Below are 18,299 nucleotides of genomic sequence, written 5' to 3'. Positions count from 1 at the left end.
CCTCCCGCTAGCGCATCGACCCGAAAATCGGAATAGATGCATATCGCTAATTGCGCGGGAAGCTACCCTGTAAGATCGGTGCTTGCCAACCCAGCGGTTCTTGCGCCGCTCTATCGTTCCATCCGGCGGCTATTCAAGGAGCGACCTGTCCCGCCTCCCAGCCGAGGATGGCGCGTTTGCGGGTCAGGCCCCAATGGTAGCCGGTGAGCGCGCCGGACTTGCCGAGAGCCCGGTGGCACGGCACGACGAAGGACATCGGATTGGCACCGACCGCGGCACCCACAGCCCGGCTGGCGCTCGGTGCGCCGATGCGCGCGGCGATCGAGGAATAGGTGCAGGCCTTGCCCATCGGAATGCGCAGCAAGGCCTCCCAGACGCGGACCTGGAAGTCGGTGCCGATCATGACGACGCGCAGCGGCTGGTCGGCGCGCCACAGCGCCGGATCGAAGATGCGCGCGGCGTAGGGCGCCGTTGCCGCCATGTCCTCGACATAGGTCGCATTCGGCCAGCGGCTCGACATATCGGCAAAGGCCGCGCGCTCGCCGCCGGGGTCGTTGAAGGCAAGGCCGGCAAGGCCGCGGTCCGTCACCATGATCAGCGCGACGGCGAAAGGCGAGATATGATAGCCGTAGCGGATAGTGAGCCCGGCGCCGCGCGTCTTGTAATCGCCCGGCGACATCGCTTCGTGGGTGACGAACAGATCGTGCAGCCGGCCTGGGCCGGACATGCCGAGCTCGAACGAGGTTTCAAGCAGCGGCATGCCGGAATCGAGCAGCTTGCGCGCATGATCGAGGGTAACGGCCTGCAGAAAAGCCTTGGGCGACAGGCCGGCCCAGCGGGTGAACAGCTTCTGCAGCCCGGTCGGAGTCTCGCCGACCTCCTCGGCCAGCACTTCCAGCGAAGGCTGGTCGCGATAGTCGAGGCTGATCTTCTCGATGGCGCGACGGACGATTTCATAGTCGCCGCCTTCGGGCGTAATGTCTTTCTGAAGGATTGCTGTCGTTTTGAGAGGCATTTGGGCGTTCATCGGTCTATCTCCTTGAGTGCGAATATCGCGCTTCGCGGCTCCGATCACCACCCGAAACTTGCCTTCCCGCGGCATGTACCCAGATAGAGTCGGCTTTGAATGGGAAGGACAATTCATGGCCGGCGAGAAGGTGCATCTGACCAAGGAAAAAGAAACGCTGCTGATCACCGTCTATGGCAAGGCGCTGGAAAGCCGGCTTCCCAACTCGCTGCTGAAAGACCGTTTCGCGGACGAGGCGGTTCGCCGCATCGACTACGACTTCTCGCGGCTCAAGGTCGATGACAATCTCGGCGTGGGTCTGGCGATCCGGGCCAAGACGCTGGACGACTGGGTTTCGGCTTTTCTGGCGAACAACCCGAACGCCATTGTCCTGCATCTCGGCTGCGGGCTCGACACGCGAATATTCCGTATCGACCCGCCAGCCGGCGTCGACTGGTTCGACGTCGACTATGCCGAAGTCATCGAGCTCAGGCGCAAGCTCTACCCGACGCGCGAGCATTATCACCTGATCGGATCGTCAGTCACCGAGCCTGGCTGGCTGGACGACGTGCCTGGCGATCGCCCGGCGATGGTCGTGGCGGAGGGCTTGACGCCCTATCTTGCCGCTGACGAGGGCCCAAGGCTGGTCTCACGGCTTGTGTCGCATCTGGCCAGCGGCGAACTTATCTGCGATGCCTACAGCGACCTGGGTCTGAAGCTCGTGCGCCTCAACCCGTCGTTCCGCGCCACCGGAGCCGAACTCCACTGGGCGATCAACGATCCGCGCGACTTGGAACGGTCAGTGCCCGGTCTGCGGTTTGTCGAGGAAACCATGGCCTACAAACCCGAACATGCCGCCCGTGTGAGCTGGTTCGCCGGACTGATCTTTCGCCTCTGGAGCCACATTCCGGCTCTTCGGAGGGTCGGCAGGCTGTTGAGATTTCGGTTTTGATCGTCAGCGCGCCTTGGCGGTCGCCAGAGCGCGCGAAAATGCGGTGGCAAAACTCTCGCGGTCGTCGGGATTGAGGAAGCCGCCGATCGAGACGGTTTTTCCTTGCGCCTCGACCGCCATCCCGGTGATGCCGATCTCGGCGTGGCGGGCGATCGAAAAGCGCGCCCAGAACGGATTGAAGCGATGTGCTTCCGATTTGCCTGACGGGGCAGTCTTGCGGATATCGAGGCTGGTGCGCGACACCGACACCTCCTCGCGAGCCCGGGCGGCACTATAATTGGCGCGGAAAGCGATGTAGACGGCAATAACGTCGAGGCCGAAGAAGCCGAACACCGGCCAGGCGCCACGCGACAGAAAAAACGCTCCGGTCACCAGCCAGCCGAACAGCAGCGCGCCCATCAGGATGGCAAAGCCGGTCTTGCCCAGCGACCGGTGCGGTGTCAGCAGCGCCTGGAAGAATGGCTCGTCGGCCTGAAATGAGGCGTTTGTATCGCTCATTAGGGGATATTATAGGAAGGCGATGACGAGCCCCAAGCCCAAAAACTCTTCCGCGCTCAAAAAAGACCTCTTGCCCGGCCGCCGCGACGGCTCGAACGCCAAGCCGCGTCCGCGGCCGGCGAGATCGCGGGCGCTTTACAGCCCGGCCGAAGTGCATGAGATTTTCCGGCGCTTTTCCGTTCAGCGGCCGAAACCGAGAGGCGAACTCGAATATATCAACGCCTTCACGCTGCTGGTGGCTGTGGTGCTTTCGGCGCAGGCGACGGACGCCGGCGTCAACAAGGCGACGCGGGCGCTGTTCAAAATTGCCGACACGCCGCAGAAAATGCTGGCGCTGGGCGAGGCCAGGCTCGGCGACCATATCCGCACCATCGGGCTCTGGCGCAACAAGGCCAAGAACGTCATCGCGCTATCCGACGCGCTGATCCGCGACCATGGCGGCGAGGTGCCCGAGGATCGCGATCAACTGGTCGAACTGCCGGGTGTCGGCCGCAAGACCGCCAACGTCGTGCTCAACGTCGCCTTCGGCCAGCATACGATGGCGGTCGACACGCACATCTTCCGCATCGGCAACAGGCTCGGCCTGGCGCCGGGTAAGACACCGGAACAGGTCGAGCAAGGGTTCCTGAAGATCATTCCGGACGAATATATGCGGCATGCCCATCATTGGCTGATCCTGCATGGCCGCTATGTCTGCAAGGCGCGCAAGCCGGATTGCCCGGTCTGCGTCATCGCCGATATCTGCAAGGCCAAGGAAAAGACGACCAGCGTGCCGGCGCCGCTGGTCGAGATCGCGCCGCTCGAGCCGGTAGAAGCGGCTCAGGACCGAGCAGCGGCAATCGGTGCCAGCTAGCAGATTTGAACGTCCTGCTACGGAGCGGCATCCATGTTCAGGAACTCTCCTCGACGAACACCTCTTCGCGCTTCTTCTTGACCGCGGGGAGAAAGACGATGACGAGCACAGCGAGCGCGATGAGGAGCAGGCTGGCGCTGATCGGTCTCGTCACGAAGGTGCTCGGGTCGCCGCGCGAGAGGATCATGGCGCGGCGCAGGTTTTCCTCAAGCAACGGGCCGAGCACGAAGCCGAGCAGCAGCGGCGCAGGTTCGCAGCGCAGCTTGACCAGGAGGTAGCCAAGCAAGCCGAAGAAGGCGACGGCATAGAGGTCGTAGACGTTGGTGTTGACGCTGTAAACGCCGATCGAGCAGAACGCCATGATGATCGGGAAGAGCACGTAATAGGGGATCGTAAGCAGTTTCACCCAAAGCCCGATCAGCGGCAGGTTCAAGACGATCAGCATCAGATTGCCGATCCACATCGAGGTGATGATACCCCAAAACAGCGCAGGCTGTTCGATCGCGACATTGGGGCCGGGCACGATGCCCTGGATGATCATCGCGCCAATCATCAGCGCCATGACCGGGTTGGCCGGAATGCCGAGCGTCAGCATCGGGATGAAGGAGGTTTGTGCGCCGGCATTGTTGGCCGATTCCGGTCCGGCGACGCCCTCGATGGCGCCCTTGCCGAATTCCCCCGGATTTTTCGAGACACGTTTTTCGACGGTGTAGGAGGCAAAGGCTGCCAGGATCGCGCCGCCTCCTGGCAGGATGCCGAGCGCCGAACCGATGATCGTGCCGCGCACGATGGGAGCCGCCATGCGCCGAAAATCCTCGCGGGTCGGCATAAGGCCGGAGATCTTTCGGATAAGCACGGAACGTTCGTGCTCATTTTCGAGGTTGCGCAGTATTTCGGCGACGCCGAAGACGCCGACCGCCACTGCGACGAAATTCAGTCCGTCGGCATATTCGCGGATGCCAAGCGTGAAACGGGGCGTGCCGGTGTAGATGTCGGTGCCGACAAGGCCAAGCAGCAGGCCGAGCACGACCATCGCCAGCGCCTTGACAATCGAGCCGTGGGCGAGCGCGACGGACGAGACCAGGCCGACGATCATCAGCGAAAAATACTCGGCCGCGCCGAACTTCAGCGCTATCGCCGTCAGCGGCGGGGCAAAGATGGCGACGAGGAAGGTCGACACCGTGCCGGCAAAGAACGAGCCTATCGCCGCGGTCGCCAGTGCTGCTCCGGCGCGGCCGTTCCTGGCCATCTGGTAGCCATCGATGGCGGTGACGGCTGACGAGGATTCGCCGGGCATGTTGATGAGAATGGCGGTGGTCGAGCCGCCATACTGCGCGCCGTAATAGATGCCGGCGAGCATGATGAGGGAGGAAACCGGGTCGCCGATCTGGAAGGTGATCGGCAACAGCATGGCGATGGTTGCGGTGGCGCCGATGCCGGGCAGGACGCCAATCAGCGTGCCGAGAAGGACGCCGATCAGGCAGAATCCGAGGTTTGCCAATGATGTGGCGGTCGAAAAACCGAGTGCGAGATTGTTGAGGAGTTCCATTCATCTCCTCACAACGATAGGGGCAGCCACGGGCCGAAGCGCCGGAACGGCAGGCCGAGTGCGTAGCTGAAGACGACGAATGCGAACAGCGTCAGGCAGGCCGACAGCACGAGCGCGGTCAGCGGCTTCATGCGGCCGCTGGCAAACGATGCGATCAGCGCCGTCAGGAAGATCGAGGGGATAAAGCCCAGGCCGCGCACCGTCAGGCCGAAGAATATCGGAGCAGGCAGGATGAACAGCATGCCGCGCCACGCGATGTGGCCGATCGGTTCGCCCTCGAAGCGCACCGCTTGGACGAGGATGATGGCGCCAAGCAGGATCAGCACGATCGCCAGCACCAGCGGGAAATAGCCCGGTCCCATGCGAAAGGCGGTGCCGATTTCGAGGCCGAGCGATTGCAGCGCGAAACATGCGCCGAGAAAGATGAACAGCGCGGCGCATATGCCGTTGGTTCTGTCGATTGCGACAGGTTTCATGACGTTCTCCCGGCCCGCGCCGCGGGCGTGCCGATGCCGAATCGAAAGGCCAAATCGAAAGCGGGACCCTAGCGAAAACGGGGCGCTGGTGGCGCCCCGTTCAAGCTTTAGTCGGCGTACTGGCCGGCCGCTTCGATGATCGGCTTCCAGCGCGCGATCTCGCTTTCCAGCTTGGCCTTGAGCGCCGCCGGCGTCGCGTCGGCATCGGACGACGGCTTGGTGCCAAGTTCGGCAAAGCGGGCGACGACGTTCTGGTCCTTCAACGCGACCTGAAGCGATTTCGACAGGCGTTCGGTGATCTCGGCCGGCGTGCCCTTGGGGGCATAGATGCCGTGCCAGATGCCGACCTGCACGTGGGGAAGGCCAGCTTCCGTCGTCGTCGGCACGTCCGGCAGCACATCGAGGCGGTCCGGCGAGGTGACGGCATAGCCCTTGATCGTGCCGCCCTGGATTTGCTTGGTGGTGTTGGTCGTCTGATCGCACATGATGTCGACCTGACCGCCGAGAAGATCGGTCATGGCCGGGCCGGTGCCCTTGTAGGGCACGGTAACCAGCGGCGTGCCGATGGCGCTCATAAACAGCATGCCGCACAGATGCGAGGCCGCACCTATCCCGGCATTGGCGACGGTGACGGTATCCTTGTTTGCCTTGGCGTAGTCGACCAGCCCCTTCAGATCGGTCGGCTCGAGATCTTTGCGGCCGACGATGGTCATCGGCACCTCGGTGACGAGGCCGACATATTCGAACGCGTTCAGCGTGTCGTAGGCGAGATTCCTATATAACGTCGCACTGGTCGCCATGCCGATGTGATGCAGGAGCAGCGTATAGCCGTCAGGCTCGGCATTCGCGACGCGGCCCGCGCCCAGCGTGCCGCCGGCGCCGCCGACATTCTCGATGATGACCTGCTGGCCGAGGTCCTTCGACATGGCTTCCGCGACGAGACGCGTGACGGTGTCGGTCGGGCCGCCGGCCGAAAATGGCACGACAATGGTGATGGTGCGTTCGGGGTAGGTCTGCGCGCCCGCGGCCAACGGGTAAAGCATGATGGCCGCGGCGGCAGCCAGCGCGGCGACGAATTTTCGCATCGTGTTTCCTCCCAGGATATGAATTACCAACCGCGGCGCGGAGTTCCTCTCAAAAAGCCGACTGTAGATGGAGCAATAACTAGCGCAATCCAACAAATTGCAATTGGCCTCAAACGGCAAACTGCACGTTTGTCCGCGCAAATGAGTGGAAAGGTTGGGCCGCGCGATGCCCTTCCTCCGACCTATTTCTAATAGCCGTAGCCGCGCGCCATCGCTGCCGCGAACACCGGGATCAACAGGAAGATCAAGGCCTCGGTGCGGACATAGGTGCGAACGGACGCTAGCTCCGCCGCAGGCACCTGGAAGCCGGGACTGGCGCTCGCCTGCCTGTTCCAGGATAGGAAACGAATGGTGGGGATGATCGACAACAGACCGACAATTGCGAAAGCGGCCATCTTTGCCCAGAACACCCAGTTGTAGACGTAGAATTCCCAGCCCTTGAGACCATAGATGACGCGGCCGATGCCGATGACGATGATCAGCATGGCGATGATGCCGTAGTGGCGGTCGATGCCGACAAGCCGCTTGAGCGTCGCGGCGGACAAGTCGCTGCGGATCAGGACGAATTCGGCGCCGATGATGCCTGCCAGCGAAAACACCAGCAGATGGTGGAAGATGGCAAGCACAAGGTCAGTGGTGTCCATGCTGTTTTCCCTCTGTCGGACGGCAGCGCTGAAACCGAATGCGTTGAATCAGATACCGGTGAAAAACTAACACCGCCTGACAGGATTCACATCAGCCTGGAAGATGATCTACACAGCCTTGGCTCTTGTTCGGCGACGACGGTTCCGTCTCATGCATGTCGTTGTTCCTATCTGGGCGACATACATAGCACCGGCAACACAACCGAGGCATGACCATGGCCAGTCCGCAGACAATTGTCGCCCCAGTGATTGAGACCTCGCGCGCCATCTTGCGGCCGCACCGGCTGGACGATTTCGACGCCTATGTCGCAATGTGGGCAGATCCAGTCGTCACCCGCTTTATCGGCGGCAAGCCGCGCACGCGGGAGGAAAGCTGGATGCGCTTCCTGCGCCATGCCGGCCTATGGTCACTTCTGGGCTACGGCTTCTGGGCGATCGAGGAAAAGGCGACCGGCCGCTTCATCGGCGAGGCGGGCTTTCACGATCTCAAACGCGACATGACGCCGTCGATCGAGGGCATTCCGGAAGCCGGCTGGGCTCTGGTTTCGGGCGCACATGGTCAAGGGTTGGCCAGCGAAGTCGTCGCACGGGTACTTGCCTGGGGCGACGAGACGTTCGGAGTCGCAAAAACCGTCTGCATCATCGATCCGGAAAACACCGCCTCGCTGAACGTCGCGGCGAAATGCGGCTATAGCGAAGTGCTGCGAACCCTCTATCACGAGGAGCCGACCATCCTGCTGGAGCGGCAGCCCTGACGGGTGCTATCTGGGCGCTGCCTGCCACGTCGTCGTCGAGTTCGCCAGGCTGAGGATCGTACAGGCCGATTGTGCCGTATGCGGAGTGTTCTGTCTTTGACAGGATGACGCAAACTCTGCATGAATTTTATCGAGCGGGTCTGAATTCAGGCTACGTTTCTGGCAGGCACCGGAGGAAGTGTCGCGATTTGGAGGAATCCCATGCTGAACAGACGCAGATTCTTGATGAGCACCGCGGCGGCAGGTGCTGCCGGTCTCGTGACGTCGCATTTTATCCCCGCTTTCGCGCAGGACGCGCAGCAGCTGCAGATTTTCGTGCCGGCGGCGCCGGGCGGCGGCTGGGACCAGACGGCGCGCGCCATGGACCAGGTGCTGCGCAGCGAAAAACTGATCTCCGGCTCACAGATCACCAATGTCGGCGGCGCCGGAGGCACTGTCGGCCTGCCACAGTTCGTCAACCAGTGGAAGGGCAAGGGCAATGCGCTGATGGTGGCCGGTATGGTCATGGTCGGCGCCATTATCGCCAACAAGGCGGCCAACAACCTTACCGAGGTCACGCCGATCGCCCGCCTCACCGGCGAGTTCGAGGCGCTGGTGGTGCCGGCCGCCTCGCCCTTCAAGACTGCGGCCGACTTCGTTGCTGCCCTCAAGGCCGACCCGACGCAGGTTCCGGTCGCTGGCGGTTCGGCCGGCGGCTCGGACCACATATTGTTCGGCCTCATCGCCAAGACCGTCGGTGTTCCGGCCACCAATCTCTCCTATGTGCCGTTCGCCGGCGGCGGCGAGGCGCTGTCGGCGCTGCTCGGCAACCAGGTCGCGGCCGGCATCTCCGGCTATGGCGAGTTCGCCGAACAGGTCAAGGCGGGCGCGCTGCGGCTGCTGGCCATATCCGCGGACAAACGCCAGGAGGGCATCGATGCTCCGACGATGAAGGAAGCCGGCATCGACGTCGAGCTGTTCAATTGGCGCGGCGTCTTCGCACCGCCCGGCGTTTCGGACGCCGATAAGGCAGCAATGATCAAGCTGATCGAGACCATGGCCAAGAGCGACGCCTGGGCCACCGAATGCAAGAACCGCAACTGGACGCAGATCCTGCTCACCGGTGACGACTATGCGAAATTCGTCGCCGAAGACACGGCCCGCATCGGGACGATCCTCAAGGACCTCGGCCTTGCCTGATACTCTCGGCAAGGGGCGGCCTTCGCCAACCCTTGCCGACTTTCGCCAGCCGCATGGACACACGCTCCGCCGGAGGTGAAACTACGCCGAGCTCGGCCGAGGGAGACTGCTCCGAGGAGGCCGGCTCAGGGAACCGATATTGGGAGGACGATCATGAGCACCAGCGACCAGCCGGCGCCGCCGCGCCTTGCAGTGCCCGAATTGCTGATCGGCATTGGGCTCCTCGCCTGTGCGGGTGCGGTGGCCTGGCAGACGCTGGCAATCCCGGTGTCGCCGCTCTATTCCAAGGTTGGCCCGACTGTGTTTCCCTACATCACCATGGCCGGCATGGTGCTCCTTTCGCTGCTGCTCGTCATCGCCGCCTTGCGGGGCGGCTGGCAGCCGGAGGACGAAAAGGAGACGCCGACCGACTGGAAGGCGATGGGCATCGTCGCTGTCGGACTGATCGCCAATCTTGTGCTGATCCAGCCGCTCGGCTTCACCGCGGCATCTGTCATCATGTTCGTTCTCATCTGCCACGGTTTCGGCAGCCGGCATCCGCTGCGTGACGTGCTGGTCGGCCTGATCTTGGCGCTGGCCGCCTATTTCGGGTTTGCCAGGGCGCTCGGTGTCAATATCGGCGCCGGCTTCATCGAAAACCAGCTGAATGCGATCGTCGATTCTGTCATCGCCATGCTGAGGGGCTGACGCCATGGAAACGCTTGGCCATCTCGCGCACGGATTTTCGGTCGCCTTCTCGCCGACCAACCTGATATGGTGCCTGGTCGGCACCACACTTGGGACAGCGATCGGCGTGCTGCCCGGCCTCGGGCCGGCATTGACCATCGCGCTGCTGTTGCCGATCACCTACCAGGTGGCGCCGGAAGCGTCCTTCATCCTGTTTGCCGGCATCTACTACGGCGCCATGTATGGCGGCTCGACGACGTCAATCCTGCTCAACACGCCTGGCGAAAGCGCCACCATCGTCACGGCGCTGGAGGGCAACAGGATGGCCCGCTCCGGCCGCGGCGGTGCGGCCCTGGCGACCTCGGCGATCGGCTCCTTCGTCGCCGGCACGCTGGGCACGATCGGCGTTGCCTTCCTGGCGCCGATCGTCGTCAAATTCGCGCTGGCGTTCGGCCCGGCCGAGTATTTCTCGCTGATGGTGCTGGCCTTCATCACGGTTTCGGCGGTGCTCGGCTCGTCGTCGGTGCGCGGCCTGACCAGCCTGTTCGTCGGCTTCGTCATCGGCATGATCGGCGTCGACCTGCAGACGGGCCAGCCGCGCTTCACCTTCGGCATGAGCGAATTGCTCGACGGCGTCGACGTCATCGTCGTCGCCGTTGGCCTGTTCGCCGTTGGCGAGACGCTTTACATGGCTTCGCGCCGCTATGCCGGCAAGGACGATATCGTGCCGTTGAAGGGCTCGCTCTACATGACCGCAGCCGAATGGGCGCGCTCGTGGAAGCCATGGCTGCGCGGCGCCCTGATCGGCTTCCCGATCGGTGCCATGCCGGCCGGCGGCGCCGAAATCCCGACCTTCCTGTCCTATGCGATCGAGAAGAAACTCTCAAAACACAAGGAGGAGTTCGGCACGGTCGGCGCCATCGAGGGCGTTGCCGGGCCGGAGGCCGCCAACAATGCATCCGCGGCCGGCGTGCTGGTGCCGATGCTGACGCTCGGCCTGCCGACCTCGGCGACGGCCGCGATCATGCTGTCGGCATTCCAGAGCTACGGCATCAATCCCGGGCCGCTGCTGCTGACGACACAGGCCGACCTGGTGTGGGGGCTGATCGCCAGCCTGTTCATCGCCAACGTCATCCTCGTCGTCCTCAACCTGCCGCTGATCGGGCTCTGGGTGCGGTTGCTGAAGATCCCGGCGCCGCAGCTCTATGCCGGCATCCTGGTGTTCGCCACGGTCGGCACCTACGGCATCTCGCAATCGCCGATCGACCTCGTCATCCTCTATCTGCTCGGTGCTGCCGGCTTCCTGATGCGGCGTTTCGATTTCCCGACCGCGCCGGTCATCATCGGCATGATCCTCGAGCCGCTTGCCGAAACCCAGTTCCGCCGCGCGATGACCATCTCGAACGGCGACTGGACGGTGTTCTACAAGCATCCGCTGTCGCTGACGCTGCTGACGCTGGCCTTCATCGGATTGGTCGGGCCACATATCTATGCTTACATCGAGCGCAGGCGCATGCGCGGGCCGGAGCATGTGCCGGGCGATGCCTGAGCTGTTCGTGACGTTATGACAGACCTGCTTTCCGGCATCCGCATCCTCGACCTGACCAATGTGCTGGCCGGCCCCTATTGCGCCTATCAGCTGGCGTTGCTCGGGGCCGACGTCATCAAGGTCGAGACGCCGCAAGGCGGCGACCTCGCACGCCAGCTCGGTGCCTCGCCGGAGCTCAACAGAGCCGGCATGGGCGCGTCGTTCCTGGCGCAGAATGCTGGCAAACGCTCGGTGGCGCTCGATCTCAAGCAGGAGGCCGACCGCGAACGCTTCCTCGATCTGGTCGCCTCGGCCGACGCGCTGGTCGAGAATTTCCGCCCCGGCGTAATGGACCGGCTGGGGCTTGGCTATGCCAGGCTGAAAGAGGTCCGGCCAAGCCTTGTCTATTGTGCGATATCGGGCTTTGGCCAGACCGGGCCGATGCGCGACAATCCAGCCTACGACCAGATCATCCAGGGGCTTTCCGGCATTATGAGCATCACCGGCACGCCGGAGACGGCGCCGCTGCGTGTCGGCTATCCCCTCGCCGATACGCTTGGCGGTCTGGTCGGAGCCTTCGCCATTGCCGCTGCGCTGGTCAAGCAGAAGACGACAGGTGAGGGCGCGTTCCTCGACGTCTCCATGCTCGAATGCACGCTCTCCGCGCTCGGCTGGCCGGTGTCGAACTATCTGACCGCACGCGTCGAGCCGCAGCCGATGGGCAATGAGAACATGACGGCCGCACCGTCGGGTGCCTTTCGCACCGGCGACGGCCTGCTCAACATCGCCGCCAACAAGCACGAGCAGTTCGTCATGCTCTGTCAGATGATCGGTCGGCCGGAGCTGGCGTCGGATGTCCGCTTTGCCGAGCGCGAAACACGCAAGCAGAACCGCATCGCATTGAAGGCGCTGATCGAGGACGCCTTGGCAAGCGGCTCGGCCGCCGACTGGGAGGAGACGTTCAATCGCGCAGGCGTGCCAACCGGCCGGGTGCTGACGATCCCGCAGGTATTGCAGGAGCAACAGGTGATCGAGCGCGGCATGACGGCGCGCTTCCAAGCTGTGTCCGGCATGGACAAGCCGCTGACCGTGGTGCGCGGCGGCTTCATGGTCGATGGCGAGGCACCTTTGCCGAGCAGGCCGCCGCCGGCGCTGGGTGAGCATATGGACGAGGTGTTTGCCAGCCTGCCGCCGCGCGCCAAGAAAAGAGCGAAGGCATGAGCGGCACGGAAAAGAAGACCGGTCGCGCACGCGGCGAGGAGTGGTGGCACACCGGCATCATCGAGATGCGCCCCGGCGTCATCCGGCTGCGCGGCTATGAGATTCAGGATCTGATCGGCCGCGTCAGCTTTCCGGCAATGATCTGGCTGATGCTGCGCGGCGAACTGCCAAGCGAGGACCAGGCGGCGCTGCTTGGCATCGCGCTGGGTGCCGCTGTCGACCATGGGCCACAGGCGCCGTCGATCGCCATTGCCCGCATGGCGATGACCTGCGGCGTCGGCATCAATAGCGCCATGGCGTCGGCCATCAACGTGCTTGGCGACGTGCATGGCGGCGCCGGCGAACAGGCGCTTTCCTTCTACGGAGACATCGCCGCCGAACTGGACGCCGGCATGCCGCTTGCGGACGTCGTGTCGGCGCGGGTTGATCGTTTCCTTGCTGGGGAAAACGGCTATGTGCCCGGGCTCGGCCATCGTTTCCATCCGGTCGACCCGCGGGCGCCCCGCCTCATCGAGCTGACCCGCGACTTTGCCGCGCGCGGCATCGTCAGCGGGCGCTTCGCCGACATTGCCGAGGCGATCGAGGCCGAGGTTGCGCGGCGCAAGGGCAAAAAAATCCCGCTCAATATCGACGGCGCCACGGCCGTCATCTACGGCGAGCTCGGCTTCCCGCCGCCACTAACGCGCGGCCTTTTCGTGCTGTCGCGCTCGGTCGGCATCCTCGCACATGCGTGGGAACAGTCGCAGGAAAGCGACCGCAACAAGGGGCCACTGCCGCGCGAATGGCTGTGGGCCTATACCGGCACGCCGGTGCGGCCCCTCCCCGAGGAAGACGACGGCAGCCAGTGAGATGTCGGTTCAAGCGACAGCGGCGGACTAGAGCCTGTTCCATCCCGATGGAATCGGGATGGGACTCTAACTTTTTGTTTGAGCGTGATCTTTGCCGAAAACTCGATTCCACTTTTTGGAATCATGCCCCGGCTCGGAAATCTTGATGTTCCTCACCAGCGTCGAAAGATCCGGCTCGTCGATGAGCAACGCCGCGTCGGCCGGCGCCAGCCATGCCCGCTGCCGTCTCTTGGCTTCTTGCCAATTGGCGAGTTCCTCGGTTACCTCCAGCAAATAGACGACGACGTCGACACGGACGAAGCGGTTCGCCAGCCGCTTCCAGTAGCAATAGGTGCCGGCCGGCTGTTTCAGTGTCTTGCCGAGAACGCCGGCTTCTTCCTGTGCTTCGATGGTGGCCGCCTTGCGGCCGCTCTTGCCCTTCATCGGCCAGCCCTTCGGCACAATGAAGCGCCTCGTCGTTCGCGATGTGACGAGCATCACCTCGACGTCGCCATACTCGCTCAGCCGAAAAGGAATTGCCGCGACCTGGCGAATCCGGTCGCCCTTCCTTGCCTTGCGTACGACCTTCTTCTTGCCGGCTGCCATTCGATAATCCAGTCGAGGCGGTGCCCAAATGGCAAGGGCAGCGTTGCAAAGTCAGCCGCTTTCAATAGATCCGAAGCGGAGCGGTTTTCCCCAATATATAAGTCGGCTAAATAAATGAAAGGCCGGTTGTCAGCGGCAGGTGCTGATAAAGCCGCTCCCCGACGGCAGCAATTGGCAAGTCGGCTTCATCTGCGGCACCACCTGCTGTTGCGGCGGCGGGATCTGGCGGTCCTGGGCGCGGTACTGCTGTTGCTGCTGCTGATATTGCTGCCGCTGCAGCCTGTTCTCCAGCATCTGCAACTGGTTTTGCTGGATCAATACGTCCGCAGGGCTGACGCGCTGCGCCGCGCTGGCAGGATTTACGCCCGACAGCATCGCCGCTGCCAGCATTGCCGACCCGGAAAACGTCAAAAGACGAAGCCGTAACATCCGTTCATTCCCGCACAAAACCCGACCTGTCCTTAATATAGGGCGTCTGGCCGGCGATGCCATGGCCGCCCCTGATTCGCAGCGGATTGGAGGAAGCATTGCTGCATCCGGGTGCTCCTCACGTCAATCGACTTCGCGCAGCCGATATCCGACGCCGGTTTCGGTCGTGATATAGCGCGGCTGGTCGGGCGTCTTTTCGATCTTTTGCCTGAGTTGCCGGACATAGACCCTGAGATATTGAACGTCGGTGGAATCCCCCCAGACCTGCCTCAATAGGAATTGGTGGGTGAGAACCCTGCCGGCGTGCTGCACTAGGATGCGGAGGATGTCATATTCCTTCGGCGAGAGCTTTATCTCCTTGTCGTCGACCTTGATGATGCGCTTCACCAAGTCGACGGAGAGGTCGCCGGTGCGGAACACCGGTCTCTCACCCTGCTGCTGGAATTTGTGGCGAAGCGCCACGCGGATGCGTGCCACAAGCTCGTTCATACCGAATGGCTTGGTGACATAATCGTCGGCGCCGAGTTCGAGCGCCGAGACGATGCCGGCCTCGTCGGTGCGGCTGGAAAGAATAACCACGGGAATGTCCAGGCCATCATCCCGCCATTTGCGCAGCAGCTCATGGCCGCTCATGCCGGGCAGACCGAGATCGAGCAGGACAAGGTCCGGCTTTTCCGTCTCCATGAGTTCGATCGCCGCCCTGGCGTTCGGCGCCTCGCTGATCGAATAGCCCTGGCTGCCAAGCCCGACGCGAAGCAGTTTCCGGATCGGCGGTTCGTCATCGACCACCAATATCCTGACGTCCAGGCTCGTCATGCCAAATCGTCCATATTTTGATCGCCCGCATCGGGTTCGCCGAGGTTGGGCAGCTCTGCCGGCATCACCTGCATCCTGATGGTGAAAACCGCGCCCGAGCGGTCGGTCCTGTTTGCCGCCGAGAGCGTCCCGCCCATCGCTTCGATGAAGCCGCGGCAAATCGACAATCCCAGCCCGGTGCCAGCACGCACCTGGTCACCCTTGCGCACACGGTAGAAAGTGTCGAAAACGCGCTCCAGATCCGCCGCCGGGATGCCTGGTCCCTCATCCATGATCTGCAGGATGACGACGCCATTGTCGGTCCAGGCCTGCAGGCGGATCGTCGAAGCTGGCGGCGCGTATTTTGCAGCATTGTCGAGGAGGTTGAACAGCACCTGTTCGAACAGAACGGGGTCGACCCGCAACATCGGCAGATCCGATGGGATATCGATCTCGGTCTTGTGCTCGCCGACGATTGTGCGGGCCCGATGCAGGGCTGAGCCGACAATGTCGCCGACATAGTGAAACGCATAGTTCGGCTCCATCGTGCCGGATTCTATCTTGGTCATGTCGAGCAGATTGGCGATGAAGCGGTTAAGCCTTTCCGATTCATCAAGCACGGTCGACAGCAGTTCCGCCCGGTCCTGCTCGGGAAGTGCGTCCTCGAAGTCCCTGAGTGTTCCGGCCGCGCCGATAATGGCGGCAAGCGGCGTTTTCAAATCGTGCGAAATGGAGGTCAGCAGGGCCGAGCGCAGGCGGTCTGCCTCGGCCGCAAGCTTGGCCCGGTCAACATCGGCGACGAGCTGGATGCGCTCGATGGCGACCGCCGCCTGGTCGGCGAGCGCATCGAGCAGACGCTGCTGCTCGGGTGTCAGCAGCGGACCTTGCTTGTCGTTGTCGAGGCCAACCACGCCCACCGCCGTGCGTCCGGTCCGCAACGGCAGATAGAGGCGTTTTGCTCCCGGCAGCGTGTCGGCGCCGCGCCCCGCGGCGCGGTTATGCTCCCAGGCCCAGAGCGCCGCGGCAATGTCTGCCTCGGCCAGCGTGTCGTCGGGCGGGTAGCCGGCCTTGACCGCGATCGTGCCGTTTTCCGGCAAAAGCAGCACCACGCGCAGCTTCAGCATTGAGGCGATCTGGAAGGCAGTCGCCCAGAGAACGTCGTCGAGCGTGCCCGTTCCCGCCAGTTTCTTGGAGAACAGATAGAGATCCTCGGTAGTGCGGGCGCGGGATTGTGCTGCCACTACCTGGCGCTGCACCCGCGCCGTCAAATTGCTGGCGATGATCGCCACGCAGAAGAAGAAGCCGAGTGCGACGGCGCTTTCAGGGTCGCTGATATTCAGCGTGTAGAGCGGGTCGAGAAAGAAAAAATTGAAAACTATGGCGCTGAGAACGGAAGCGAAGATCGCCGGCCAAAGCCCGGCTGTGACCGCCGACGCCAGCACAGCCATGAGAAAGACGAGAGCGATGTTGCGCACATCCAGCACGCGCGACAGCAATTCGCCGAACAACAGCCCTGCAACGACATAGAAGACGACAATCAGATAGGGCCTGATGTCGAGGCGCGGCGGTCGGGCAGGGGTCAACCCCCGCGACGGCGGGGCTTGCGCCTGGGCGTCGCCGGAGACGACGTGAATGCTGATCTTGCCGGCATCGCGTATCAGGTCATAAGTGACGGAGCCGTCAAACCACTGCCGCCAGCGTGGCTTGCGCGGCTTGCCGGTGATGATGTGGGTGACGTTGTTGGCTGCCGCGTAACGCAGGATGTCGGCAGCGACATCGTGGCCGGGAATGGTGACGGCAACGCCCCCCAACTGTTCGGCAAGTCGAAGCGTCGATGCCAGCCGGTCGCGATCCTGCTCGGACAGGCCGGTCGAGTGTGGCGTCTCGACATAGAGCGCCAGCCACGAGGCACGAAGCCGCTCTGCCTGGCGGCGGGCATAGCGTACAAGTGACGCGCCGCGCGGATCCTTATCGACCCAGACCAGGACACGCTCGCTGGCCGCCCACGGCCCCGGAATGGCGTGGGCCTGCATATGGATCAGCAACTGCTCGTCGACGCGCTGGGCGGTGCGGCGCAGCGCCAATTCTCTGAGCGCCGTCAGATTGCCCGGCGAGAAGTAGTTCTCGATGGCGCGCTGGGCGGTGTTGGGGAAGTAGACCTTGCCTTCTTCAAGCCGCTTGATCAGATCGTCGGGGGTGAGGTCAATGATCTCGATGTCGTCCGCCTGGTCGATGATAGAGTCGGGAACGGTTTCACGCACCCTGACGCGGGTGATCTGGGCCACGACATCGTTCAGACTTTCGACGTGCTGGATGTTCAGTGTCGTGTAGACATCGATGCCGTGCGTCAGGATTTCCTGGACGTCGAGATAGCGCTTCGGGTGACGGCTGCCGGGAACGTTGGTGTGGGCGAGCTCGTCGACCAGAACCAACGCCGGGCGCCGGGCGAGGATGGCGTCGAGATCCATTTCCTCAAGGATGCGCCCCTTGTAATCGATCTCAAGACGAGGAATGACCTCGTAGCCTTCGACCAGCGTCTGCGTTTCCTTGCGACCGTGCGTCTCGACGATGCCGATCACCACGTCGATCCCGTCGGCCAGCCTGGCGCGGCCCGACATCAGCATCTCGTAGGTCTTGCCGACACCGGGAGCGGCGCCGAGAAATATCCTCAGGCGACCTCGCTCCTCCCGCTCTGCATGCTCGAGCAGCGCGTCGGGAGAGGGCCTGGTTTCGGCGGTGCGGCTGTCGTCTGGCATCAGGATCAATCATGAACGGCGCCGGCTTCGGTGTCGATCCCGGCGCCCGCCTTCATTGTTTCGTGGCATCGTCCAGCGCAAGGTTGAGGGCCAGCACATTGACCACCGGCTCGCCTATGAAGCCCAATTCGCGATCCTCGACATGGCTGTCGACAAGCGATTTGATCCTGGATTCATCGACGTTCCTTGCCCTGGCCACCCTGGCGACCTGAAAATAGGCCGCATCGGGGCTGATATGCGGATCGAGGCCGCTGCCGGACGTGGTGACCAGATCCATCGGCACCGGCTGGTTCGGGTTTTCGGCCCTCAACTTTTCGGCGTCGCTCTTGATACGGTCGATCAGCTTCGGGTTAGTCGGGCCGAGATTTGAACCGCCCGAGGCGGCGGCATTGTAACCGTCGCCGGCAGCCGACGGACGGCCATGGAAGTAGCGATCGCTGGTGAAAGCCTGGCCGATCAGCTCGGAACCGATGA

At 63.1% G+C, this 18,299-nt stretch carries 19 protein-coding genes; 8 read left to right on the top strand and 11 right to left on the bottom strand.

Annotated elements, in window-relative coordinates:
• Positions 1-133: 133 nt before the first annotated feature.
• On the bottom strand, positions 134-1,027 hold the full coding sequence (locus NKI85_RS16830) for a methylated-DNA--[protein]-cysteine S-methyltransferase (RefSeq protein ID WP_352777027.1): 894 nt from the start codon (positions 1,025-1,027) through the stop codon (positions 134-136).
• A 115-nt stretch (positions 1,028-1,142) separates the two neighbouring features.
• On the opposite strand from NKI85_RS16830, the gene NKI85_RS16825 reads away from it, so the two are divergent.
• Positions 1,143-1,958, top strand: coding sequence for a class I SAM-dependent methyltransferase (locus NKI85_RS16825; RefSeq protein WP_352525193.1), 816 nt, complete (start codon positions 1,143-1,145; stop codon positions 1,956-1,958).
• 3 nt (positions 1,959-1,961) lie between these two features.
• Here NKI85_RS16825 and NKI85_RS16820 read toward each other — a convergent pair whose 3' ends face one another.
• A complete protein-coding gene (locus NKI85_RS16820; protein ID WP_352525194.1) occupies positions 1,962-2,456 on the bottom strand; it encodes a DUF2244 domain-containing protein in 495 nt (164 codons plus the stop codon).
• A gap of 22 nt (positions 2,457-2,478) precedes the next feature.
• On the opposite strand from NKI85_RS16820, the gene nth reads away from it, so the two are divergent.
• Complete coding sequence (nth, locus tag NKI85_RS16815) at positions 2,479-3,309, top strand: endonuclease III (protein WP_352525195.1); 831 nt, start codon at positions 2,479-2,481, stop codon at positions 3,307-3,309.
• A 37-nt stretch (positions 3,310-3,346) separates the two neighbouring features.
• Here the strand turns inward: nth and NKI85_RS16810 are convergent, their stop codons facing one another.
• The 4 genes from NKI85_RS16810 to NKI85_RS16795 all read right to left on the bottom strand — a co-directional run bounded on the left by NKI85_RS16810 (position 3,347) and on the right by NKI85_RS16795 (position 7,063).
• Positions 3,347-4,858, bottom strand: coding sequence for a tripartite tricarboxylate transporter permease (locus tag NKI85_RS16810; RefSeq protein WP_352525196.1), 1,512 nt, complete (start codon positions 4,856-4,858; stop codon positions 3,347-3,349).
• Between the two features lie 8 nt (positions 4,859-4,866).
• Positions 4,867-5,334 (bottom strand): tripartite tricarboxylate transporter TctB family protein, encoded by a 468-nt coding sequence (locus NKI85_RS16805; protein ID WP_352525197.1) that lies wholly within the window; start codon positions 5,332-5,334, stop codon positions 4,867-4,869.
• A gap of 107 nt (positions 5,335-5,441) precedes the next feature.
• Positions 5,442-6,419: a tripartite tricarboxylate transporter substrate-binding protein gene (locus tag NKI85_RS16800; RefSeq protein ID WP_352777024.1), complete on the bottom strand. Its 978-nt coding sequence runs from the start codon at positions 6,417-6,419 to the stop codon at positions 5,442-5,444.
• Between the two features lie 188 nt (positions 6,420-6,607).
• Complete coding sequence (locus NKI85_RS16795; RefSeq protein ID WP_352525199.1) at positions 6,608-7,063, bottom strand: DUF2214 family protein; 456 nt, start codon at positions 7,061-7,063, stop codon at positions 6,608-6,610.
• Positions 7,064-7,278: 215 nt separating this feature from the next.
• On the opposite strand from NKI85_RS16795, the gene NKI85_RS16790 reads away from it, so the two are divergent.
• The 6 genes from NKI85_RS16790 (at position 7,279) to NKI85_RS16765 (ending at position 13,260) form a co-directional block, all read left to right on the top strand.
• Positions 7,279-7,818: a GNAT family N-acetyltransferase gene (locus NKI85_RS16790; RefSeq protein WP_352525201.1), complete on the top strand. Its 540-nt coding sequence runs from the start codon at positions 7,279-7,281 to the stop codon at positions 7,816-7,818.
• 201 nt (positions 7,819-8,019) lie between these two features.
• Complete coding sequence (locus NKI85_RS16785) at positions 8,020-8,997, top strand: Bug family tripartite tricarboxylate transporter substrate binding protein (RefSeq protein ID WP_352525202.1); 978 nt, start codon at positions 8,020-8,022, stop codon at positions 8,995-8,997.
• Positions 8,998-9,150: 153 nt separating this feature from the next.
• Complete coding sequence (locus NKI85_RS16780; RefSeq protein WP_352525204.1) at positions 9,151-9,684, top strand: tripartite tricarboxylate transporter TctB family protein; 534 nt, start codon at positions 9,151-9,153, stop codon at positions 9,682-9,684.
• Between the two features lie 4 nt (positions 9,685-9,688).
• A complete protein-coding gene (locus NKI85_RS16775; RefSeq protein WP_352525205.1) occupies positions 9,689-11,212 on the top strand; it encodes a tripartite tricarboxylate transporter permease in 1,524 nt (507 codons plus the stop codon).
• Positions 11,213-11,227: 15 nt separating this feature from the next.
• Positions 11,228-12,412, top strand: coding sequence for a CaiB/BaiF CoA transferase family protein (locus NKI85_RS16770; protein ID WP_352777019.1), 1,185 nt, complete (start codon positions 11,228-11,230; stop codon positions 12,410-12,412).
• The gene (locus NKI85_RS16765; RefSeq protein ID WP_352525208.1) at positions 12,409-13,260 is read left to right on the top strand and encodes a citryl-CoA lyase; all 852 of its coding nucleotides are present in this window, start codon (positions 12,409-12,411) and stop codon (positions 13,258-13,260) included. Before NKI85_RS16770 ends, NKI85_RS16765 begins: the two co-directional genes overlap by 4 nt.
• Before the next feature lie 66 nt (positions 13,261-13,326).
• Here NKI85_RS16765 and NKI85_RS16760 read toward each other — a convergent pair whose 3' ends face one another.
• The 5 genes from NKI85_RS16760 to kdpC form a co-directional block, all read right to left on the bottom strand.
• Positions 13,327-13,845, bottom strand: coding sequence for an NUDIX hydrolase (locus tag NKI85_RS16760; protein WP_352525209.1), 519 nt, complete (start codon positions 13,843-13,845; stop codon positions 13,327-13,329).
• 129 nt (positions 13,846-13,974) lie between these two features.
• Positions 13,975-14,235 carry a hypothetical protein gene (locus tag NKI85_RS16755; protein ID WP_352525210.1) on the bottom strand — a complete coding sequence of 87 codons (261 nt, stop codon included), beginning with the start codon at positions 14,233-14,235 and terminating at the stop codon, positions 13,975-13,977.
• A 162-nt stretch (positions 14,236-14,397) separates the two neighbouring features.
• Positions 14,398-15,090: a response regulator transcription factor gene (locus NKI85_RS16750; protein ID WP_352525211.1), complete on the bottom strand. Its 693-nt coding sequence runs from the start codon at positions 15,088-15,090 to the stop codon at positions 14,398-14,400.
• On the bottom strand, positions 15,087-17,825 hold the full coding sequence (locus tag NKI85_RS16745; protein ID WP_352777015.1) for a DUF4118 domain-containing protein: 2,739 nt from the start codon (positions 17,823-17,825) through the stop codon (positions 15,087-15,089). Before NKI85_RS16745 ends, NKI85_RS16750 begins: the two co-directional genes overlap by 4 nt.
• Before the next feature lie 52 nt (positions 17,826-17,877).
• Positions 17,878-18,299: potassium-transporting ATPase subunit KdpC (gene kdpC / locus NKI85_RS16740; RefSeq protein WP_352777013.1), on the bottom strand; the 422-nt coding region annotated here is incomplete at its 5' end.

The sequence above is a fragment of the Mesorhizobium sp. M0571 genome (genome assembly GCF_040320985.1).
In the GTDB taxonomy this organism is placed as follows: Bacteria; Pseudomonadota; Alphaproteobacteria; order Rhizobiales; family Rhizobiaceae; genus Mesorhizobium.
This window is presented reverse-complemented; position numbering and strand designations above follow the sequence as displayed.

What these genes read in the sequence shown, in the direction of transcription:
- NKI85_RS16775 (WP_352525205.1), top strand. Translation starts at nt 9,689, where the DNA reads ATGGAAACGCTTGGCCATCTCGCGCACGGATTTTCGGTCGCCTTCTCG.
- NKI85_RS16805 (WP_352525197.1), bottom strand. Translation starts at nt 5,334, where the DNA reads ATGAAACCTGTCGCAATCGACAGAACCAACGGCATATGCGCCGCGCTG.
- NKI85_RS16810 (WP_352525196.1), bottom strand. Translation starts at nt 4,858, where the DNA reads ATGGAACTCCTCAACAATCTCGCACTCGGTTTTTCGACCGCCACATCA.
- NKI85_RS16770 (WP_352777019.1), top strand. Translation starts at nt 11,228, where the DNA reads ATGACAGACCTGCTTTCCGGCATCCGCATCCTCGACCTGACCAATGTG.
- NKI85_RS16785 (WP_352525202.1), top strand. Translation starts at nt 8,020, where the DNA reads ATGCTGAACAGACGCAGATTCTTGATGAGCACCGCGGCGGCAGGTGCT.
- NKI85_RS16750 (WP_352525211.1), bottom strand. Translation starts at nt 15,090, where the DNA reads ATGACGAGCCTGGACGTCAGGATATTGGTGGTCGATGACGAACCGCCG.
- nth (WP_352525195.1), top strand. Translation starts at nt 2,479, where the DNA reads ATGACGAGCCCCAAGCCCAAAAACTCTTCCGCGCTCAAAAAAGACCTC.
- NKI85_RS16800 (WP_352777024.1), bottom strand. Translation starts at nt 6,419, where the DNA reads ATGCGAAAATTCGTCGCCGCGCTGGCTGCCGCCGCGGCCATCATGCTT.
- NKI85_RS16760 (WP_352525209.1), bottom strand. Translation starts at nt 13,845, where the DNA reads ATGGCAGCCGGCAAGAAGAAGGTCGTACGCAAGGCAAGGAAGGGCGAC.
- NKI85_RS16790 (WP_352525201.1), top strand. Translation starts at nt 7,279, where the DNA reads ATGGCCAGTCCGCAGACAATTGTCGCCCCAGTGATTGAGACCTCGCGC.
- NKI85_RS16830 (WP_352777027.1), bottom strand. Translation starts at nt 1,027, where the DNA reads ATGAACGCCCAAATGCCTCTCAAAACGACAGCAATCCTTCAGAAAGAC.
- NKI85_RS16755 (WP_352525210.1), bottom strand. Translation starts at nt 14,235, where the DNA reads ATGCTGGCAGCGGCGATGCTGTCGGGCGTAAATCCTGCCAGCGCGGCG.
- NKI85_RS16795 (WP_352525199.1), bottom strand. Translation starts at nt 7,063, where the DNA reads ATGGACACCACTGACCTTGTGCTTGCCATCTTCCACCATCTGCTGGTG.
- NKI85_RS16820 (WP_352525194.1), bottom strand. Translation starts at nt 2,456, where the DNA reads ATGAGCGATACAAACGCCTCATTTCAGGCCGACGAGCCATTCTTCCAG.
- NKI85_RS16780 (WP_352525204.1), top strand. Translation starts at nt 9,151, where the DNA reads ATGAGCACCAGCGACCAGCCGGCGCCGCCGCGCCTTGCAGTGCCCGAA.
- NKI85_RS16765 (WP_352525208.1), top strand. Translation starts at nt 12,409, where the DNA reads ATGAGCGGCACGGAAAAGAAGACCGGTCGCGCACGCGGCGAGGAGTGG.
- NKI85_RS16825 (WP_352525193.1), top strand. Translation starts at nt 1,143, where the DNA reads ATGGCCGGCGAGAAGGTGCATCTGACCAAGGAAAAAGAAACGCTGCTG.
- NKI85_RS16745 (WP_352777015.1), bottom strand. Translation starts at nt 17,825, where the DNA reads ATGCCAGACGACAGCCGCACCGCCGAAACCAGGCCCTCTCCCGACGCG.